This is a genomic window from Paenibacillus sp. RS8, from assembly GCF_041956825.1.
Classification (GTDB): domain Bacteria; phylum Bacillota; class Bacilli; order Paenibacillales; family Paenibacillaceae; genus Paenibacillus_AQ.
Genome location: NZ_CP168131.1, coordinates 4877329 through 4896832, shown reverse-complemented (window position 1 = coordinate 4896832; position 19504 = coordinate 4877329). Strand labels below are relative to the sequence as shown.

Annotated in this window: 21 protein-coding genes; 5 read left to right on the top strand and 16 right to left on the bottom strand. The window is 40.4% G+C overall.

What is annotated here, in order from left to right; translation table 11 throughout:
• Nucleotides 1-115 precede the first annotated feature (115 nt).
• From ACDZ28_RS23245 to ACDZ28_RS23220, 6 genes are all read right to left on the bottom strand, one after another.
• Nucleotides 116-1225 carry a 5-methyltetrahydropteroyltriglutamate--homocysteine S-methyltransferase gene (locus tag ACDZ28_RS23245; RefSeq protein ID WP_375102856.1) on the bottom strand — a complete coding sequence of 370 codons (1110 nt, stop codon included), beginning with the start codon at nt 1223-1225 and terminating at the stop codon, nt 116-118.
• A 16-nt stretch (nt 1226-1241) separates the two neighbouring features.
• Nucleotides 1242-2174, bottom strand: a complete 933-nt coding sequence (locus ACDZ28_RS23240) for a LysR family transcriptional regulator (protein ID WP_042127507.1) — start codon at nt 2172-2174, stop codon at nt 1242-1244.
• Between the two features lie 122 nt (nt 2175-2296).
• Nucleotides 2297-3412 carry a phosphodiester glycosidase family protein gene (locus tag ACDZ28_RS23235; protein ID WP_042127505.1) on the bottom strand — a complete coding sequence of 372 codons (1116 nt, stop codon included), beginning with the start codon at nt 3410-3412 and terminating at the stop codon, nt 2297-2299.
• A 178-nt stretch (nt 3413-3590) separates the two neighbouring features.
• Nucleotides 3591-4292 carry a hypothetical protein gene (locus ACDZ28_RS23230; RefSeq protein WP_231574199.1) on the bottom strand — a complete coding sequence of 234 codons (702 nt, stop codon included), beginning with the start codon at nt 4290-4292 and terminating at the stop codon, nt 3591-3593.
• 24 nt (nt 4293-4316) lie between these two features.
• Nucleotides 4317-4985 (bottom strand): ABC transporter permease subunit, encoded by a 669-nt coding sequence (locus ACDZ28_RS23225; protein ID WP_375102855.1) that lies wholly within the window; start codon nt 4983-4985, stop codon nt 4317-4319.
• The gene (locus ACDZ28_RS23220; protein ID WP_375102854.1) at nt 4978-5922 is read right to left on the bottom strand and encodes an ABC transporter ATP-binding protein; all 945 of its coding nucleotides are present in this window, start codon (nt 5920-5922) and stop codon (nt 4978-4980) included. Before ACDZ28_RS23220 ends, ACDZ28_RS23225 begins: the two co-directional genes overlap by 8 nt.
• A gap of 185 nt (nt 5923-6107) precedes the next feature.
• On the opposite strand from ACDZ28_RS23220, the gene ACDZ28_RS23215 reads away from it, so the two are divergent.
• Together ACDZ28_RS23215 and ACDZ28_RS23210 are read left to right on the top strand one after the other, a co-directional pair.
• Nucleotides 6108-6329, top strand: a complete 222-nt coding sequence (locus ACDZ28_RS23215; protein ID WP_375102853.1) for a helix-turn-helix transcriptional regulator — start codon at nt 6108-6110, stop codon at nt 6327-6329.
• The gene (locus ACDZ28_RS23210; RefSeq protein WP_375102852.1) at nt 6310-6756 is read left to right on the top strand and encodes a hypothetical protein; all 447 of its coding nucleotides are present in this window, start codon (nt 6310-6312) and stop codon (nt 6754-6756) included. Before ACDZ28_RS23215 ends, ACDZ28_RS23210 begins: the two co-directional genes overlap by 20 nt.
• A gap of 106 nt (nt 6757-6862) precedes the next feature.
• Here the strand turns inward: ACDZ28_RS23210 and ACDZ28_RS23205 are convergent, their stop codons facing one another.
• The 5 genes from ACDZ28_RS23205 to ACDZ28_RS23185 form a co-directional block, all read right to left on the bottom strand.
• Nucleotides 6863-8413 carry a TPM domain-containing protein gene (locus ACDZ28_RS23205; protein WP_375102851.1) on the bottom strand — a complete coding sequence of 517 codons (1551 nt, stop codon included), beginning with the start codon at nt 8411-8413 and terminating at the stop codon, nt 6863-6865.
• A gap of 129 nt (nt 8414-8542) precedes the next feature.
• Nucleotides 8543-9055, bottom strand: a complete 513-nt coding sequence (locus tag ACDZ28_RS23200) for a hypothetical protein (protein ID WP_375102850.1) — start codon at nt 9053-9055, stop codon at nt 8543-8545.
• A 70-nt stretch (nt 9056-9125) separates the two neighbouring features.
• Nucleotides 9126-9488, bottom strand: coding sequence for an acylphosphatase (locus ACDZ28_RS23195; RefSeq protein WP_339290997.1), 363 nt, complete (start codon nt 9486-9488; stop codon nt 9126-9128).
• A gap of 217 nt (nt 9489-9705) precedes the next feature.
• Nucleotides 9706-10644, bottom strand: coding sequence for a cysteine synthase A (gene cysK, locus ACDZ28_RS23190; protein ID WP_339290995.1), 939 nt, complete (start codon nt 10642-10644; stop codon nt 9706-9708).
• Between the two features lie 72 nt (nt 10645-10716).
• Entirely contained in the window at nt 10717-11742 is a 1026-nt protein-coding gene (locus tag ACDZ28_RS23185; protein WP_375102849.1) for a LacI family DNA-binding transcriptional regulator, read from the bottom strand.
• Nucleotides 11743-12067: 325 nt separating this feature from the next.
• On the opposite strand from ACDZ28_RS23185, the gene ACDZ28_RS23180 reads away from it, so the two are divergent.
• The gene (locus ACDZ28_RS23180) at nt 12068-13120 is read left to right on the top strand and encodes a 2,3-butanediol dehydrogenase (protein WP_042127492.1); all 1053 of its coding nucleotides are present in this window, start codon (nt 12068-12070) and stop codon (nt 13118-13120) included.
• Between the two features lie 78 nt (nt 13121-13198).
• Here the strand turns inward: ACDZ28_RS23180 and ACDZ28_RS23175 are convergent, their stop codons facing one another.
• Both ACDZ28_RS23175 and ACDZ28_RS23170 read right to left on the bottom strand, forming a co-directional pair.
• Complete coding sequence (locus ACDZ28_RS23175) at nt 13199-13795, bottom strand: GNAT family N-acetyltransferase (RefSeq protein ID WP_375102848.1); 597 nt, start codon at nt 13793-13795, stop codon at nt 13199-13201.
• Entirely contained in the window at nt 13792-14472 is a 681-nt protein-coding gene (locus ACDZ28_RS23170; protein WP_042127488.1) for an HAD family hydrolase, read from the bottom strand. The genes ACDZ28_RS23175 and ACDZ28_RS23170 overlap by 4 nt, the downstream gene beginning before the upstream one ends.
• A 128-nt stretch (nt 14473-14600) precedes the next feature.
• Between ACDZ28_RS23170 and ACDZ28_RS23165 the strand changes: the two genes are divergently transcribed.
• Nucleotides 14601-15095: a DUF6803 family protein gene (locus ACDZ28_RS23165; RefSeq protein WP_042127487.1), complete on the top strand. Its 495-nt coding sequence runs from the start codon at nt 14601-14603 to the stop codon at nt 15093-15095.
• Nucleotides 15096-15166: 71 nt separating this feature from the next.
• Here ACDZ28_RS23165 and ACDZ28_RS23160 read toward each other — a convergent pair whose 3' ends face one another.
• A complete protein-coding gene (locus ACDZ28_RS23160) occupies nt 15167-16615 on the bottom strand; it encodes an MDR family MFS transporter (RefSeq protein WP_375102847.1) in 1449 nt (482 codons plus the stop codon).
• 152 nt (nt 16616-16767) lie between these two features.
• Here ACDZ28_RS23160 and ACDZ28_RS23155 point away from each other — a divergent pair, with 152 nt between their 5' ends.
• Nucleotides 16768-17325, top strand: a complete 558-nt coding sequence (locus ACDZ28_RS23155; RefSeq protein ID WP_042127485.1) for a PadR family transcriptional regulator — start codon at nt 16768-16770, stop codon at nt 17323-17325.
• A 50-nt stretch (nt 17326-17375) separates the two neighbouring features.
• On the opposite strand, the gene ACDZ28_RS23150 is transcribed toward ACDZ28_RS23155, so the two are convergent.
• The gene (locus ACDZ28_RS23150; RefSeq protein WP_076118461.1) at nt 17376-18782 is read right to left on the bottom strand and encodes a cell wall metabolism sensor histidine kinase WalK; all 1407 of its coding nucleotides are present in this window, start codon (nt 18780-18782) and stop codon (nt 17376-17378) included.
• Entirely contained in the window at nt 18779-19486 is a 708-nt protein-coding gene (locus tag ACDZ28_RS23145; protein WP_375102846.1) for a response regulator transcription factor, read from the bottom strand. Before ACDZ28_RS23145 ends, ACDZ28_RS23150 begins: the two co-directional genes overlap by 4 nt.
• Between the last annotated feature and the right edge of the window lie 18 nt (nt 19487-19504).

Genomic DNA, 19504 nt, shown 5'->3' with positions numbered 1-19504 from the left:
GCTTGTTCTGTTGCATTCACTATAGCACTTCATCATCTAAGGCTGGTAACTCCTAAAAACTATGGCCTACCATAAGCTTACGCTATAGCAGGCCATCAGATTTACGTATTTTTACTTAAACCCAAATTTCTTGGGCGGTTTCGATTACGAGACGTATTTTATCCCACTGCTCTTCTTCGGTTAGAATATTCCCTTCCTCGGTTGAAGCAAATCCACATTGAGTACTTAGGCAAAGCTTCTCAATATCAACATATTGTGCCGCTTCTTCAATACGCGCTTTGAGCTGTTCTTTGCTCTCAAGACCCCCATGTTTCGTAGTTACTAGTCCCAACACTACAAATTGATCTTTAAGAAAGCGTAAGGGCTCAAAATCACCCGCCCGCTCATTATCATACTCCAAGAAGAAGGCATCCACTTTAGTATTCGAAAAAAGCTCTTTAGCCACAGGCTCATAACCACCAGCAGCGAACCATGTAGAACGAAAATTGCCTCGGCATACGTGAAGTGCTATTGTCATGTCCTGCGGACGATTGGCAATGCTCTCGTTAATCAGCCTAACATAATCCTTAGCCAATTGATCTGGATCTGTACCTCTGCTGCGTAAATGCGCCCGATGTCTGCCACTACACAGTGTTCCCCAAGTTGTATCGTCTAACTGGAGGTAACGGCAGCCCGCATCATAGAACGCTTGGATTGCAGTTCGGTAAACAGCAATAATATCTTGAAATAACGTTTCCTGATCCGGATAAACCTCATTCCCGTTAAACTCCTCCACAAAATGAAATAAAGCGGGTGAAGGTATCGTCATTTTCGGAATTCGGTCTCCAGCCATTTGCTTCAAAGCGATAAATTGCTCGATCATCGGATGATTTTCAAAGGCAATTCGGTCCACAATTCGAAAAGATTCCGCGCGCTGAGCCGCTTCCGCTCTTCCTTGATTCAAGTTAATCTTTTCTGTCCCTTTAATCCCTACAAAAAAATCAAGATGCCACCAGGAACGGCGGAATTCCCCATCTGTGACCGCCAATAAACCCACTTCTTTTTCTTGTTCCAGAAGTTTGGCGATTTCAATATTCTCAATTTCATGAAGCTGACTGCCCGTGATTTCACCATTGTCATATTGGAGGCGGGCTGCTTTTATCTCATCCGTGCGTAAGAAGCTGCCAACGATATCGTAGCGAAAGGGTGGAGCATTTCTCTGGGTGCCAATTACGGGTCTAATCATACCGATCCTCCTACTGCTATAGTAAAAAATGATTTAGATCAAAATAACTTCCTGAAACCAGGTCATTCAAAATCTCGATATACTTAGATGCCATTACACTCGGTCTACGATCTTTATGCGCTATCCAGCCAACCGTAAATACTTCATTGCTCTCAAAAGGAATCGTCTTCAGGCCATCACCATTTAGATCAGACGCCAGAATTCCTGTGCCAACCGTATAGCAATCCGTACCCATTAATAAATTGGTCAGTGTCGCTCGGTCATTCACCTTAATATTCTTCTCAATTTGTGAAAAGCTTAACATTTCCTCTGAGAAATGCAGTGAATTGTTCTCACCTTGTTCAAAAGTGATATAAGGGAACGGTACAATATCATCCTGAGTAATAACTTCCTTACGAGCCAGCGGATGTCCGGTTCGAACATAAAGATGCGGATCCGTATTAAAAAGCGGTGTGAATTTCAGATTGCCGTCACTAAACAGTTTATTCATATGCTTATAGTTACTCTCGTTAATATAAAGAATTCCTAAATCACTGCGCAATGTACGTACATCCTCGATAATCTCGTAGGTTTGCGTCTCTCTCAAGCTAAAATTGTATTCCGAGACGTCATTCTGCTTCATGAGATTTACAAAGGCGTCAACCACAAAGGCGTAGTGCTGCGTAGAGATGGAAAAATAGATCGGACTACGCTTTTTCCCAGTATAACGATTCTCCATAAGCTCCGTCTGTTCAATAATTTGGCGAGCATAACCTAGGAATTCCATCCCCTCTACGGAAATACTGATCCCACGGTTGGTCCGCTCAAAAATCGTAATTCCCAGTTCACTTTCTAACTCTTTAATGGCATTGGACAGGCTCGGTTGAGAGACAAAAAGCTTCTTTGCCGCCTCATTCATGGAGCCACTATTTGCAATTTCGATAGCGTAGCGGAGTTGTTGCAACGTCACTCCTATTCCCCCTGTTCCAGACCTGTTAGTTCTGTATTCTGTTTCATGCTAGGTGATATCGTAGCATATTTTCATATAGCAATCCAAGATAATCCTTATCATAATTACGTATTAAGCGTGCTTTAGCGTGTACGCTTCTTAGCAGCATCAATTTTGGAGGGGTCAAGTCCCTTCCAAATGTTCGGCATATCAACCTGCTCCGGGTGCTCAAATACTAGAAAAGCCGTAGGTAAATATCGTTCCCCATATTGAGAGGATGGCTTGTTCATAATCTCGTTGTCTTTTACCAGCACGGTAGAAGAACCTCCATCCAAATTGGCAGCAATCACGGCTCCATGCTTAAGAAGGATTTGCTGCACATCGTATAGATTTGCTCCAATACTATAAGTAGGTTGTCTTCCATCGATGACAACAAAGATGATCGCTCCGTCTGCACGCTGACCCATCGCTGTTCTAGGTGCAATCCCCCACCCTTCAGCCGCGTTCTTAATCAATCCTTTTCCATTAACGATCAGACGAGGGCTAAAAGTAACGGCCTCCTGAACACCCATTTTACTAATCTCGTCTAAAGAATAATTCCCAGCAACCATTTTCCCTTGTTTATCAAGTCCTACGATTTGGGTGGATTTTTTGCCACCGAGACCGTTGTAATATAACTTACCTTGTGAAATCACAATACCAATAGGTTTAAATCCATTACCTTTCCAGTTAGGATCGGCAAATCCACCACCGTTAACTCCAGCAATAGCACCTGTGCGCTTCACCATGCTAGTTACTTTCTCACCTGACCCTACCTTATCTGGAATTCCCAAACGGACTTTTGTAGGATCATTAACGATCATGACATATCCGGAATACCCAGTACCTGATACATTTTCTATCTCGACTAGTGGTTTCTCTTTTACTTCTGGTTCAGGAGTGATGGTGTGTGTGTCCTTTTCGACCCCCATCTCTTCAAATAGGGAGCTATATTCAGTCACTCTGTCCTTTAATCCGTCCTCGCCAATTATATATTTAGCCATGTAGCGGTGCTGTGTTGTAATCAGTGTATCAGCGATTGAATAGCGCAGATTTTTAGCCGAAGGTGCAAAGTAAAACCAGCCGCCTCCAGCAATCAACAAAATTAAACAAAATAAAAACACTTTAGATAGTGTACGAAAAAAACTCCGTTTCTTACGTTTTTTGGTTGGTTTCTTTTTGCGTACGGTGGAACGTTGAGGTAATGATGAAGTGCTCACTTCTTTTTCCTCCCTGACTATTTCGGAATTTGAAAATAACGATCTAACTTTATCATAGACGATAAATTCCATAAAAAGTTTCTGTTAAGGAAATTACTAGTTATAATTAGTTTCTAAGCATACACAAAAATATCGCCGTACGATTCTCATCATACGGCGATTGTTTGTTAGTTTTCCTTTATAATTTCGCCATTATTTGCGGTCTCTTTATTCGCTGCAACACATAATAAATCAAGAATAGATTTATTCCCAGCAAAATAATCATAATCCCTGCTGACCATTCTAATGGATGCTTTACACCAAATGTAACCAGTAAAGAAGGTACCATCGTCAAGAAGCTTAATGCTGAAGCAATATGTAATCCTTGGCGTGGCTTTTGCATTACCATGGATAATATTCCAGTTATAAAGATCATGAATATACAAATCAGAAGATTATCAAAGATTAATATACTTTGAGCTGTTGAGAACCAAATGAGGCTAGTTTCATGCATAAAAACAAATTGGATGAAGTTTGCTGTCAGCCAAGTAAACAATGACGACACTACCAGCATTACTAGTGAAATCAGGATTGCAATCATACTCTTTCCAATGAACATTGACTCTGTTCGTATTGGCGTTGACAATAAAGATTCAAAGGTTTTATATACTTTTTCTCCTCCAATCGAATATGAGATCATATTTACTGTTATTCGAGGCACACCTAGAGCCATAATGATGATTGGATAATAAAAGTTCAATTCGCCAAAATAAATATAGGCAAGCATCGTAAAGATGGCTGGTGCAACGATTAAGAAAAGCATGCTAAACCGAAATTGCTTTAAAGCTACGAAATATTTCCATTCATGATGAAGAACACTAGACATTTGTGATTTCATCAAAAACACCTACCTTCTTATATGACTCTACAAAAAATACGAACGATCCATTTTCTTAACTTTTATAAAGATAAAAAAAGAGTTAACCCCTACCAAAACGACTAAAAATACTGCTGATAGTAAATAAGTAGCCACCATCAAATGCTGAGTAAATAAATTAAAAAGAATAACAATATAAATATAAATCGGATAAAAAACTATGCTTAGCTTACTAATCGCCTTCTGGATATCGTCAGAAGTACTGGATCGATCTACTCCTATTAAAGTGACGGCTAATAAAATATGAAAAAATAGAATCAACATACCTACCCATTCCCAAAAATTGATTTGAAAAGGCTCATTTGTGAAACTCTTCACTAAAAGCATTAAAATGAATATGGATAAATAACAAACTCCACTGCTAACGATGCAAAACATACATTTTCCATAAAATAGGCTTCTACTCTTAATTGGTGAGGATAATAATGTTTCTATCGTTTTCATTTCTTTCTCACCCGCAAAGCTGTTGGCTGTCCATTGCTTTAACAGAGTAAGTGGAAATAAGATTGATCCGCTCAACAAAACAGTATCGTTCATTCGAAGCACAGGAGCAACGATCCCTATGAGAACTACAGCACATAAATGAAAGATCAGAGCACCTTTATCCTTGAAATACTCTTTTATCTGCATCCTAAAGACGGTTTCTATTTCATTCATTTGGTTTCTCACCATTTTCTACCTGCATATACAGCTCTTCGAGGTCAAATCCCTTTGTTTCAATATTCTTCACATCTATCTCTAATGTAGCTAACACTTTAATCAACTTCGAAATCGCAATATTTTCTGTTAGTTCAACGATAATCGTGTTTTGCTGTACCTTGTATTCAATATTTATTTCAAGACTAGATAACGCCTTATGAAGACGTTCCAAATCAGCGGACAAATCTTGGTTGCAGATAATACGGACTTTACTTTTGGCTTGCTCTTTCAATGCTGCCATTGTGTTATTATATACGTTTTTCCCATGTCGCATTATTGTGATCTTATTGCAGATCTTTTTTACCTCTTCTAAATTGTGTGTGGTCAAAATAATGGTGGTCCCGTACTTCTGTGCTAAATCATGCAGCATTACTCTTAAATGATCAATGCTTACTGGATCTAGTCCATTCGTGGGCTCATCTAATAGAAGGATTTTGGGTTTGTGAAGTAAGGCTCTAGTTAAAGCAACCTTCTTCTTCATCCCTGTAGAAAAGCCCTTAACAGGCAAATGCTTCTTATCTAGTATTTCAAAATCACTCAATAGCTCGTCTATTCGTTTGTCGTAATCACTACGTTTCATACCATATATTTGAGCAAAATAACTTAAGTTATCATATACACTCAAAGGCTCATATAACCCAACGTCTTCTGATAAAACACCACACATTTTACGAACAGTGTCACCCTCTAGATTAGGATTACAACCAAATACAGATACTTCTCCCTCATCAGGCTCTAAAAGTCCTAATAAGAAACGAAGAGTTGTTGTTTTCCCAGCTCCATTATGTCCCAATAAGGCGTAAACATCTCCCGCCTGAATGGAAAGGCTCAATCCATTGATAGCATCTACACGCCCGAATGTCTTTTTTACATCTTTCAGTTCAATTTTCCGCATCGCACAATCCTCCTTAATAAATCCAAAATAAGTATAGCAGACTATACATAGAATGTATAGTTAACTATACTTATTTTAATTGTGATAATTTTTTTTATTGATATAATAAGAAAGTACGACGTTGTCGTTTTCGGTTTTCATCATGAAAGCAATTTTCGATATTATATAATACATGGGAGCAGGACATGAAAACAAGAATAAGAGAATTGCGAAAAGAGCGAAAAATATCTCAAGAGGAATTAGCAAAAGCGGTTCGTGTCACTCGGTTAACCATTATTTCAATTGAGAATGAAAAATACACAGCTTCTTTAATCCTTGCTTATAAAATAGCTAAGTATTTTAGATTAACGATTGAGGAAGTATTTGATTTCTCTGAGGTGGAGGAAAATGATGAATCAAAAATATAAAGCGAGGATTCAAAAACGTTTACGTACCAAAATAGTTATCGCTGTTATTGGTGGACTTGCTGTAATAGGTACCTATATTATTAAATTGCTCAATACCACGGCAGATTTTGCTTCTATTGATGCGTATATCACAGGATTTTTCTTTGGTATTGAAGGCGTCTGTGTAATGAACATAATACAGCTTAGAAAGCTGCTTAAAGACGAGAATGCGCTTGAAGAAATGGTGATTTATGAAGAAGATGAAAGAAATCAAAGTATCAAATTAAAAGGTTACAACTCCACTATAAATTTAATGATTTGGTTGCTTTCATTTGGAAGTATTATCTCATCTTTCTTCAACCAGGTTATCTTTTTCACATTGGCAAGTGTTCTTGTGGTCCTCTTAATCGTGTCTTCATTATTCAGATGGTTTTATACTAGAAACTGAGTGGGGTACATAAGCTCCCTTCTTCCAATTAAAATAGCTGTCTCAGTAGTAGAATTTCTACTTGTGAGACAGCTCCTTTGCACCTCTTATTAATTGCATGATTTATTTAGTGTCTACCCGCTCCACCACCACTGCTGGCGCTACCTCCACCACCTGATGATCCACCACCGCCGGAATAACCTCCTCCACCGGAAGAGCCACTATCATTGTTAGAGTAGCTGCTGCTGGAAGAGCTGGAAGAGCTAGAAGAATGTCTACCTGCACCTCCGCCACTACTCGAACCTCCGCCCCCACGATTCTCGTTACTTGAGGAATTTCGTCCTGCTCCTCCACCTCTAGTAGAGCCGCCTCCACCGCTGTTTCCCCAGAAGCTTGACTGTGAGTTATTTGATGGTGTGTTTCTATGATGATGATGGTGATTATTATAGTGATTATTATAACGTCTGTGCCAACGTCTACCATAACCGTAATCCGCTTGACCGTACCAATTCCCATACCGCCGAATATTTCTTGGGCTATAAGGATTAAATGGCAAACCGTACATTTCAATATATTTATTGCGTCGTGAAAGACCATATCCGAACAATATGAGCGGAGCAAATATCAATAAGTATATTAGGAGACCTTTGCCTACACTAACACTAGCCTCCTTTGCTGAAGTGGTTGTTGAGGGCGAAGTTGAACCAGTTGTGCCCCCATTATTTCCTGCCGTCCCTGTTGTTCCAACGACCTGATCCGCTCTTGCTAGCAAAAAACTGTACAAAGCATTGACAGTTGCCGTAGCACCTGTCCCGTAATCTTTTTTCACAAATTGAGGCTCAAGTACGGTATCCAAAATATTACTAATCGCATCGTTAGTTAGAATCTTATCGATGTCCTTCCCTTGAAGAACATGATAGTTGTCTCCATCAATATCTAGTACGAGCATAACATCCTTAGGGCCTGCTGCAACGGAGGCAAACTTCATGTAGGTATAATCCTGAAGTGTCTTATCTCCTGCATTCTTTACAGTAACCACATAAATGCCACTGCCAGTTGTGGTTTTATATCTATTGCTAGATTCGTTCAGATAATCCTTTGTCACTTTTTTGAGTACACCGGCATTATCGGATACATAGTTTTTCGTGCCGACAGTTTCCACCCAAGTCCCACCCATGGCCTGAATAAAAGCGCCATACGTCTTGCGTGCGCCATTACTATATGTTTTAGCTGCAAAATCAGGTTCAAGGTATTGAGAAAGAATTTCTTTAATCTTACTGTTAGGCAACGTATCCTCAATACCCTTTCCTTGTACCGCCCAGTAATCATCATCTTTTATAGATAACAGCAATAGAAGCCCGTTATTCTTGTCGGCGGAACCTACGCCCCAGCTATTGAATAGCGAAGTGGCATACTCTTCCATCGAAACTCCATTTGTAGAATCAACTGTCACCACTACGACTTGAGCACCCGTATCCTGATGTAATCGAATCCCATAGTTCACCATGTAATTCTCAGCTTTCTCGTCGATCACATTCGCAAAATCATTTACATAAAATGACCCCGTATGCTTTGGTACAGCAGTCTTGGCTGAAGTTAAAACCGGAAGAAGCAAAACGCTTAACATCAGTGTGGCAAGTGTGGTAAGAAGCATTTTTCTAAACATTCTGTAGTTCATATGTACCTCCTGCGCTATCATAATCTCTTTTATTTATCGGTTACGGATGGCTTAAGCAATAGTTCCATTTATTTCTAATCTGTAAATTTTACAGTTAATTAAGATACAGCCGCCTATAACTGAAAAATCTTACATAATAAGATCAACATGCTGATGTTTAGATATAGCAATTATAATAATAATGATAATCACCAAGTTAATGAGTATCGCTATCAAAAATTCTGATAATTTATTTTGATCTCTACGAAAAACTAATCGATTTATCTGAAATCCTAATGATATCCCTTCACCTATTAAGTTGATTGGTAAATCTATAAACGAATAAAGAGCTATTACAAAGAGTAATTCCCAAAGCAAATGCCCAGCAAAAAAAGAGAAGATTACGATACCAATATGTATTAAAGGCCACATTAAAATGATTGTACTGAACACGGATGTCCCTTCAATTAAAAATCCAAGCATTATTCCAACACTAATCAACAAACAAAGAAAACTCAAAGAGGACCCAAAGGGTACAGCCGCGTGGCTGAATACCTTTCCATCGAATTGATCAATAATATCAACACCATATATAAAACAAGCTATAGTTAAAATGATAAGAAGAATGAACTGAGAGACTTTAGTCCCAATTAATCTATTCATGTTTTTCTCCTCTATCTTCCTAATCTAGCGCAATATAATCTACTTCTTAATTCCACTAATCCATATGTACTTATTTCACTATCGTAAAATCTTTCTCACTCTCATTAAGAGGCAGATCACTCATAGTTACTTTCTTTACAGATGCCCGTTTCAATGATTGCATGCAATGAACTAAAAAAGAGATTTGTTGCTCTTCTCCTTGCACTTCTACCTCTACACTTCCGTCGTTTAAATTTTGTACCCTACCCGTTAATCTCATTCTTTCAGCAATCGTATATATTTCCAAGCGGAATCCTACATTTTGAACTCTACCTGAGAAAACCACTTGCTTTCTAACGACAGGACTTGAAGGAAGATCCAGTAACTGAATACGATTTGCATGCCAAATCACATAATTATTTCTAACTTTTTTGAACACATTCACACGTTTCATACTCCTTTTTTAGAACTACTACGATTTATGCTATATTGTACCATAGCCGTTGGTAAAATAAGGGGCTGAGTTTATCACTCTTTAATTACAAAATGCACAAAAAGACTCAGCATTCTGCTGAGCCTCCTTGTTGGTATTAACCTCAGTGCTAGAAATTGAAATACTCCGGATCTGCACCCATCCGATGGCTTACATTCAAGTCATAAGTTGGTTCAATCTATTCGTTAAAATCAAACAGAGTAGTCGTTAAATATCGTTCACCAGTATCCGGCAAAATCACCACAATCGTCTTCCCTTTATTTTCTGGACGTTTAGCAATTTGTGTAGCTGTATATACCGCGGCGCCAGACGAGATCCCTACCAGTAACCCCTCGGTCTTGGCAATTTCACGCGCTACGTTAAATGCGTCTTTATTCTTCACCTGAAAAATCTCATCAACAACCTCTTTATTGTAAATCTCCGGAATGAAGTTAGCCCCAATCCCCTGAATCCCATGCGCACTAGGCCGTCCACCAGATAATACTGGTGAATCAAACGGTTCAATAGCGACGATCTGTACCGAAGGGTTCTTAGCCTTCAAAGCTTCCCCAACCCCTGAAATTGTGCCTCCAGAACCAACACCTGCGATAAAAATATCTACATTTCCATCAGTATCTCGCCAAATTTCTTCCGCTGTAGTCGTTCTGTGAATTTCCGGGTTAGCTGGGTTGCTGAACTGTTGTGGAATGAATGCATGTGGAATTTCCGCTGCCAATTCCTCCGCCTTTCTCAAAGCACCGCTCATCCCTTCAGCTCCAGGTGTTAATACAAGCTTAGCACCAAGCGCAGCCATCACCTTACGGCGTTCAATACTGAATGTATCCGGAAGAACGATAATCAACGGGTACCCAAGGCTGGTTGCAGCCATTGCAAGGCCAATGCCGGTATTGCCACTTGTTGGCTCTATAATTACAGAATCTTTATGAATTAAGCCCTTATCCTCAGCATCCTTGATCATTGCATAACCTATACGATCCTTGACGCTACCTCCAGGATTAAAAGACTCTAGCTTGGCAAGGATTTTTGCTTCAACGTTTTGAGATTTACTATATTTCGAGATTTCCAATAACGGTGTGTTGCCAATCAAATCAGTTACGCTTTTATATATATTAGCCATAATATTCTCCTCATTTCTTATTAACCCATCAGCTTACTTAGCATTAAGTCTAACAGGATTTAGAGTATATTATCAACTTGTTGTATTCCGTCTAACCGAAACGCTGGACTCTCGCACGATTAAACGCGGATCAAGCTGCACCCTTTGGTAGTCACCCGTAACATTATCTTGGATCCGTTGCAAAAGAAGCTGAGTAGCTAATCGAGCTACTTCATTTCCCATGATCGAGACTGAACTAATCTGTGGAGTTGTAATAGTTGTCCATGAGTTATTGTCTACTCCTACCACTGCCACATCTTCAGGAACATGAACCCCTAATTCTTTAAACCGGTTTACGATTCCTATGGCGACCATGTCATTGACTGCATAAATAGCATCTGGCATATGGGTCAGGCTATAAAAATAATCTGCGGCTTGTACCCCAGTTCGCAGGGAGAAATCTTCTCCAAAATAAACCAAAGAAATATCCACTTGATTTAAAGCTTGTTGATAAGCGAGATAACGATCCTCAATGAGATCTTTCTGCGCACCTGCGTATGCGATTCTAGTTCGACCAATACTGATTAGATGCTCCATTATAAGCTGACCTTCAAAACGTGACAGGCTGACGATATCGGCTTTTACGTTTTCTGTGATCCGCTTCCCGTAGTTAATAATGGAGACTGGAACGCTCGATTTATTGATTAGCTCTACCATAGTTTTGGGATAAGCAAGGGGCATGATAATGAGGCCATCGACATGTAATTTCTTGATTTCACGGATTGTTTCAAGCTCTGTCCGCGGATTTCCGGAAGTATTAATCTGAATCACGCGATAACCGTCCTGTTTAGCGGCTTGCTCCACGGACCAAGCAATATCTGGAATAATAGCATTTCGAATATCAGGCACAGCCAGAGCAATTTGCTTCGTTTGGCGAATTTTCAGACTTTGTGCAGAAGTATTAGGTGTAAAACCCATTTCCTCAATCACTTGCAGCACTAATGCTTTAGTCTTGGAACTGATTCCCTCTGAATTATTGATCGCCCTTGAAACTGTAGCAATACCTACTCCCGCTCGTTTCGCTACATCCTCTATGGTTACTTTGTTTTTATTAGCCAAGTTGATAGTCCCCTCATTTTCGGAATCGTTTCCGTTATCATAGCTATTATTATATCAATCCGGCTCATCCAAGCCGCTTTTCCAATGTGTTTATTATAACATAAATGTGCTAATAAAAGCACTTATAGCATGTACAAGTAATCCATTTTCGCCTACAAACACTACGTTTAGGTGAAATTTTTCACTAATTTTCGATATTAATATTTTATTATTTAAATTTGACAATATGAAAATTATGTGACATATTTGTTCTCGGAAACGTTTCCTCTTTCACAGGAGAAAAACACTATTTATTATCAATTAATTAATCTAGGAGATGAATGATATGCAAGCATTAAGATGGCATAACGTCAAAGATCTACGGTTAGAAACGATTGAAGAACCAGCAGCCCTTGAAGGAAAAGTGAAAATCAAAATTGAATGGTGCGGGATTTGTGGCAGCGATCTTCACGAATATGTAGCCGGCCCTATTTTCATTCCCCAAGGTACAGATCATCCCCTTACTGGTGAAAAAGCTCCAGTCGTAATGGGACATGAATTCTCTGGACAAATCGTGGAAGTAGGTCAAGGCGTTAGCAAGTTTAATGTTGGTGATCGAGTCGTTGTCGAGCCTGTCTTTGCATGTGGTGAATGTGCAGCTTGTCGACAAGGTAAATACAATCTTTGCGAAAAAATGGGCTTCCTAGGTTTGGCTGGTGGTGGCGGTGGATTCTCAGAATACGTCGCAGCAGACCAACATATGGTACACAAAATCCCTGATAGCTTGTCCTATGAGCAAGGCGCTTTAGTAGAACCCTCTGCAGTTGCTCTCCATGCTGTTCGTTCCAGTCAATTAAAGGTTGGGGACAAAGCTGTAGTCTTCGGCGCGGGTCCAATCGGTTTGCTTGTGATTGAAGCGTTGAAAGCTTCCGGTGCTGCTGAAATTTATGTCGTAGAACTTTCCGAAGAACGTAAGAGTAAAGCTGAAGAACTAGGCGGTATAGTAATCGATCCTAAGCAATATGATGTGGTTGAAGAAATTCAAAAACGTACCGATGGTGGCGTGGATGTTGCTTTTGAAGTCACAGGTGTCCCTCCCGTCCTAACACAGGCAATTAATTCCACTAAATTGAGTGGTCAAATCATGATCGTCAGTATTTTTGAAAAAGATGCTACGATTACTCCAAACAACATCGTACTTAAAGAACGTAATTTAACTGGTATCATCGGATACCGTGATGTATTCCCAGCAGTAATTAGCCTGATGGAACAAGGTTACTTCCCTGCGGACAAACTGGTTACTAAGAGAATCAAGTTGAACGAAGTGATTGAACACGGGTTCGAAGCGTTACTGAAAGAAAAAAATCAAGTGAAAATCCTTGTAAGTCCTAAACAATAACCATAAGCAGCCCTGTGGCTGATCTATAGAAGAAGAGTCCTTCTCGATAAGAGAGGGACTCTTTGCTCTTTTATAGAATTATGAGTACTTCTCATTTAATAAATAGTGTAGATTCTCTTTTACCGATGGCCATTCTTTATCCAAAATACTAAAGACCACATTATCATGAATCGAACCGTCAGATCTGATTCTATGCTGGCGCAGAACTCCTTCTCTTACAGCCCCTAATCGTTCCACTGCTCTTTGTGACCTCAAGTTACTCGCCACCACTGTAAACTCTACACGAACCAGCTTAAGCTCTTCAAAGCAATAGTGAAGCAGTAATGATTTAGCCTCAGTATTCACACTAGTTCTCCAATATTCCGGCGAGATCCACGTACATCCGATTTCAGCATTACGATGAACCATATCCGGATGCATGATTCGAGTAGTGCCGACGATTTGTCCAGAAGCTTGTTCAATAATTACGAAGGGGAATTGCGATCCATTGGTTTGATTCGCGAATGCGGTTGTAATTAAATCCTGCACCTGCTCGTCCGACGTTATTTTTCGCCAAGTAAATTCCCAGATATTCGGATTTCTTAATACTCTCGCTAGCCCTTCTACATGAATTTCATCCATAGGAACTAGCTTGATTGTTGTGCCCTCCAAGATAGAATGACGAGGTTGGTTCATTTTGCACACCGCTCTCTTAATGATATATGTTGGATGATATCCGCAATTTCTTCTACTTGATAAGCGATATGATCTGCCCCGGCATGCTCCAGTTCTTCTTTAGGTCCGTAACCAAACGTCACACCGATCGATTCCACTCCACAACCTTTAGCTCCGATGATATCATGCTCGCGGTCTCCAATCATCACAGCTTCCTCTGGATGAATAGCATTCTGATCGAGGACGTACTGTATCACTTCTTTCTTTTTAGATCGGGTTCCGTCTAGATTACTACCACCGATATGCTCAAAATAATGATCTAGTTTGTAACGTTCAAGAATTTGTTCTGCAAAAACAGTAGGCTTGGAGGTGGCTACATACAATGAAAATCCATTAATCTTAAGACCTTCCAGCAATTGCGGTATACCATCAATCACCATATTCTCAAATAGCCCAACGGTGCTGTAACGCTCACGGTAGAAAATAACCGCTTGACGCGCTTGTTCCTCTGAGAACTGATGCAGTTCAATAAATGAATCGTAAAGAGGTGGACCTATGTAAGGAAGAAGCATATCCAAATGCTCGATCTGAATATCAAATTTGTTCAATGCGTATTCTACGCTTTTTGTAATGCCTACTTTTGGGTCCGTTAATGTCCCATCCAAATCAAATAAAATACTTCGTAGTCCTCTTCCCACGCTCGTCTTGCTCCCCTCGATTGTAATTAATGGATGTATTTATAATACATTCGTTTCTACATACTTTCCACATACTTCTCGAATACGATCAGTACGAAAGTTATTTTTATATAACGGAGGAGTATTTTATGAACATGACGCATTATATGTCTTTGCTAGCGGACAATCAGCCATGGAACTTGATTTTATTCATGGCGATCCCCGTGATTTTTGCTGAGACGATAACCGTTACAGAGTTTATTATCTTATTCACCAAGAATCTAAAAGGCTCGTTACGAACCTTCAACAAAATCTGCAGCATTCTAGCCGGATTGTACTTCACAGGGGTATTTCTCTACTTGTTCCCTACCGCATTCATCCCTTTGTCAGTAAATGGCGAGTGGCATACGTGGGTGGATGTGGTAGCCGTAGGTTTCTATTTGAGTGGAGTGCTCTTCTTATTACCGTTAGCTTTGTTAGATCTTGGTCTGATCGCTCGTAAACGGACTGAAGAAGAGAAAATGAAGCTTCATTTCATACTCATCAGCGGGTTCTTGGTTGTAGCGCATATCGCGATGATCTTTGGGATGATCAATCCGGAAATTGTGGGCAGCATGGGTGGAATGGGCGACATGATGCACTAACTTAACATATAAAAAAAGCAGATCAAGGCTAAACCCTTGGTCTGCTTTTCTAATCTACTAGGACACGAAGGTTATCCTGTGCTTTGAACGGAGATCACACTTCGTTTCTTGCGCAATAATAACATAAGCGGTAATCCAAACAACACGATGATTGAACCGACTACGAATACATCATTCACACCCATCGTGAACGATAGTAATCTTATCGAATCAGTATTACCTGCACCTGAGTTAATTAACTCCTTAGAGTGAAACAAGGATCTTGTTGACAAAATAGAGGTGAAAACCGCAATACCGAGTGAGCTTAAGACATTCCGAACCCAGTTGTTGATTGATGTGGCGTGACCTGACCATTCGACTGGAATTTCCTCCATAGAGGCTGTGCTGCTTGGGACGTTGGCTAATCCAATGCCTAGATTCCGAACGACCATCGCCCACATAATGAAGCTGTAAGAAACGTTCGTATGCAGCCGACTCATCATGAATAAACCGATGAAAATAAATAAAATACCAGCAGAAATTAACTTCACAGGCCCAAACTTTGGATACATCTTACCCACGATTGGACTAAGTAAAGCCAGAAGAATCGAAGATGGCAATAAGATAAGCCCCGTTTTAAGCGTTGTTGCTCCTTCTACTGTTTGCAAGAACAATGGTGTTAAGTAAGTTCCAGCATACATCGCTATCGTCACCAGGCTATAGATACTAAGCATGGCAGTAAAGCGGCGATTTCGGAAGACGCGCAGATTCAGCAGTGGTACTTCCGCCTTCAGCTCGTGCAAGACAAAGTAAACTAGAAGAACGATACCCACAAGGATTAAGGATAAGGTCTTCCATGAACTCCACCCCCAGCTGTTGCCTTGGCTAAATGCAGTTAGCAAAGATAAACTCCCCAGTACGACGGTAAGAAATCCAGGAATATCAAAGGACTTCGGAACATTCATTCGATAGTATGGAATTAACGCTACAGTCAGAATAATAGCAATGATCCCAATGGGAATGTTAATTAAGAATAACCAGTGCCAGCTTGCATACTGAAGTAACCATCCGCTAAATGTCGGACCAATGGCTGGGGCAACCATCGCGGACAGTGACCACAGGCTAACAGCGAAAGGTCTGCGTTCAGACGGAATCACTTGGAAAATAATCGTCATGGTACAAGCCATAATCAATCCGCTGCAAGAGCCTTGAAGCATTCGAAATACAATCAGAGAGGTTGGATTCCAAGCTATTGCACAGAGTAAGGAGAACATGGTGAATCCCATCAAAGCGAACAGATACAGTCGCTTATAGCTGAATCTGCCACCCAGATATCCGGCAAGTGGTGCAGTCACTCCTGTTGCTAGCATAAAACCTGTAACCATCCATTGCATAGTGTTCAGGTTCGAATGAAAATGATTCATTAAAAGAGGAACAGCTATGTTGATGGTCGTTGTACTTAAGACAGAGACGAAATTTCCAAAGAATATGGCAATCATTATAGGCCAAAAATGAATTTTACTTTCTTGTTTAACATCCATGCTACCCCTCCTTATCTTTTTTATATGTCTACTTTTACATATATAATTTAACTTAAACAATGTTATAATCGTATAGACGATATGTCAATCATGACATATGCCCAAAAATCACAATATTAACGGAATAATAATAACTGGAGGGCTTCAGAGTAATGAATACACTGTCTTATGGTCTTCTGACTTTACTTAGTGCTAACTCGTTGTCTGGATATGAACTAACACAAAATATCAAACCGTTATGGCGAGCCGGACATAGTCAAATCTATCCGCTTCTAATGAGCATGGAGCAGCAAGGTTTCATTTCATATCAGCTCATTCAGCAATCGGATAAGCCGGATAAAAAGGAATACTCCATTACGGAAGCAGGACTTGAGCAATTGCGGAAATGGGTGGAAACCCCAGCGGAGCCTCCAGTTCTTCGGGACGAGCTGCATTTCAAGTTGTATAGCTTATGGCTCTCCAAACCTGAGGAGGCAAAGGACCTTCTGCAAAAACGTGCAGAGTTTTGTAAAAGCGAACTAGAGCGCTACAAGGTCTTGCTGAAAGCCAACGAAGTTTTACGTGATGAACGAGGTGAGACTCGCGAATTAAAAGCAACGACTTTTGGACGTTATTTACTCATTCAGAAGCGTGTGCTGGATATGGAGAGCTCTATACAGTTTTGCGAATGGGCGCTTAAAGAGCTTGAGCCAACAGAATCGCTTAGTTGATTGCATGTAAAAAGAGACTTCGCGTAAATACGCAAAGTCTCTTTTGGTTCTTACTTTTCGGTTTCTGCTAATCTAGGCAACTGTACCTCGCAACGGGTTCCAACTCCAGGCTGACTTGTAATTCGAATCTTACCGCCGTGTAATTCTACAAGCTTTTTAACAATGGATAGTCCAAGTCCTGTACCCCCATATTGCCTTGAGCGTGATTTCTCAACTCTGTAGAATCGCTCAAAGACAAAGGGGAGTTCTTCCTCAGGAATCCCGATTCCGGTATCTTCTACAATAAATTCAACAGCATCCTCGTCAGCCTTCTCGTTCACATGGACCTTAATCTCACCTTCATCCGAATAACGGATCGCATTCTCCAGAAGATTCATCATAATCTGTTCCATCCGCTTTTCATCTCCACGAACCCTATACGAATCTCCATGATAAGCAATCTTCAGCTGAATTCCCTTCTCTTTGGCTTTCAGCTCGACTCTGCGTACCGCTTGTTCTGCCATATACTTAAGATCTAGCCACTCCAACGTAAGCGTGACTTTACCTTCCTCCATCTTTGCCAGTTCAAATAAATCTTCTACCAGATGTTCAAGCCGATTCGCTTCCTCGTGAATAATATCCAAATACAGATCTCTTTCCCCTTCAGTCTCATAAAGTCCACCCTTTATGACCTTGGTATACCCTTTCAAATATGTGATGGGTGTTCGAAGCTCATGAGAAATATTGGCTAGAAATTCCTGACGCGTATCCCGGTATCTTTGCAGATCTACAGCAAGGTCGTTAATCGCTCCTGCCAAAAATCCAATTTCATCGTTGCTCCGTATGGAAAGTCTCGTTTCCAATTCACCGGCAGCGATTTTTCGAGTCGCTTTCTGCATCTTGATCAGCGGCCTTGATAATAGCAAGCTAATTATTCCTGTGATCCCTAATGCCAATATAAAAGCCCCGATTCCTGCGAGCAGCAGTAGGTTACGAATTGAAGCCAATGATTGCTTCATGTTCTCTGTAGAGGACATAACATAAAGAGCGGACTGAATGGCGTGATCCTCTGAAATGGGTTTTCCAGTGATGAAATATCTATGGCCTGTAGGATCTTTATACTCAAAACTCACACTTTTTCCGGCAAAAATCCGATTAAGATCCGAAGCATGGATGAATGAACGATCTGCGCGGTCATGAACACCCGAATGTAGAATAACACTACCGTCTTTTGAAATATTAAATATACTCACGTCCGAAAACTCTGCAAAAGTACTCATCATCTGCTCGTTTGAACTATCCGGCGATTCAGCCATCCCGATAAAGTGTGAGGTCAGCTCCTCCGTTTCTTTTTGCATCTCGTTGTAATAAAAGCTGGTAAACATTCGGTCTATTGTGATCCCAAGAATAAGCAAAACAACTAAAAAAACAGACATGATGACCGACCCGAGCTTCAGTCCGATAATATTATTCTTCATAGATGATTACCTGGGATCTCAAATTTATAGCCTAAGCCCCATACCGTTTGAACAGGATTATAGGACAGTCCGGCCTTATGTAGTTTCTCGCGAATATTCTTAATATGTGTGTCGATGACACGATTCTCCCCCTCATAATCATTGCCCCATAAACGCTCCACTAGTTCTTCTCTCGTAAAGACACGATGAGCATTTTGCGCCAAGGCTGTTAGCAGATCAAATTCCTTGAGTGTGAATTCAACAGCTGTATCCAGAATATGTACCTCACGAGCGTCCGGGTAAATCGCTAGCCCCGGATAGGTCAGAACCTTTTTTAAAGGTTGTTGGGTCGATGTTAGCATTGAACGCCTTACTAAAGAATAAATTCTTGCCACTAATTCCTCTGGCTCAAATGGTTTGGTGAGATAGTCATCCGCGCCTATGCCGAGGCCGTGTACCTTGTCCTTGGTTTCCGAGCGGGCTGTAAGCATTAGAATAGGGACAGAACTTACCTCTCTGACGGCTTTACAAACCTGCCATCCGTCCATATCTGGCATCATCACATCCAAAAGGATTAGATCAAAGTTTTGTTGTTTCAACAAAGCGAGTGACTCATGCCCCGTTGACGCTTCTTTAGTCGTCATTCCTTCTTTCGTTAAATAAATCCGTATTAAATTCCGCATGTTCCATTCATCATCAACGATCAATACCTGAAGCTTATTCAAGTCGTTCACCCTCTTCGT

What these genes read in the sequence shown, in the direction of transcription:
- ACDZ28_RS23245 (WP_375102856.1), bottom strand. Translation starts at nt 1,225, where the DNA reads ATGATTAGACCCGTAATTGGCACCCAGAGAAATGCTCCACCCTTTCGC.
- ACDZ28_RS23225 (WP_375102855.1), bottom strand. Translation starts at nt 4,985, where the DNA reads ATGAATGAAATAGAAACCGTCTTTAGGATGCAGATAAAAGAGTATTTC.
- ACDZ28_RS23220 (WP_375102854.1), bottom strand. Translation starts at nt 5,922, where the DNA reads ATGCGGAAAATTGAACTGAAAGATGTAAAAAAGACATTCGGGCGTGTA.
- ACDZ28_RS23215 (WP_375102853.1), top strand. Translation starts at nt 6,108, where the DNA reads ATGAAAACAAGAATAAGAGAATTGCGAAAAGAGCGAAAAATATCTCAA.
- ACDZ28_RS23210 (WP_375102852.1), top strand. Translation starts at nt 6,310, where the DNA reads ATGATGAATCAAAAATATAAAGCGAGGATTCAAAAACGTTTACGTACC.
- ACDZ28_RS23205 (WP_375102851.1), bottom strand. Translation starts at nt 8,413, where the DNA reads ATGAACTACAGAATGTTTAGAAAAATGCTTCTTACCACACTTGCCACA.
- ACDZ28_RS23200 (WP_375102850.1), bottom strand. Translation starts at nt 9,055, where the DNA reads ATGAATAGATTAATTGGGACTAAAGTCTCTCAGTTCATTCTTCTTATC.
- ACDZ28_RS23195 (WP_339290997.1), bottom strand. Translation starts at nt 9,488, where the DNA reads ATGAAACGTGTGAATGTGTTCAAAAAAGTTAGAAATAATTATGTGATT.
- cysK (WP_339290995.1), bottom strand. Translation starts at nt 10,644, where the DNA reads ATGGCTAATATATATAAAAGCGTAACTGATTTGATTGGCAACACACCG.
- ACDZ28_RS23180 (WP_042127492.1), top strand. Translation starts at nt 12,068, where the DNA reads ATGCAAGCATTAAGATGGCATAACGTCAAAGATCTACGGTTAGAAACG.
- ACDZ28_RS23175 (WP_375102848.1), bottom strand. Translation starts at nt 13,795, where the DNA reads ATGAACCAACCTCGTCATTCTATCTTGGAGGGCACAACAATCAAGCTA.
- ACDZ28_RS23165 (WP_042127487.1), top strand. Translation starts at nt 14,601, where the DNA reads ATGAACATGACGCATTATATGTCTTTGCTAGCGGACAATCAGCCATGG.
- ACDZ28_RS23160 (WP_375102847.1), bottom strand. Translation starts at nt 16,615, where the DNA reads ATGGATGTTAAACAAGAAAGTAAAATTCATTTTTGGCCTATAATGATT.
- ACDZ28_RS23155 (WP_042127485.1), top strand. Translation starts at nt 16,768, where the DNA reads ATGAATACACTGTCTTATGGTCTTCTGACTTTACTTAGTGCTAACTCG.
- ACDZ28_RS23150 (WP_076118461.1), bottom strand. Translation starts at nt 18,782, where the DNA reads ATGAAGAATAATATTATCGGACTGAAGCTCGGGTCGGTCATCATGTCT.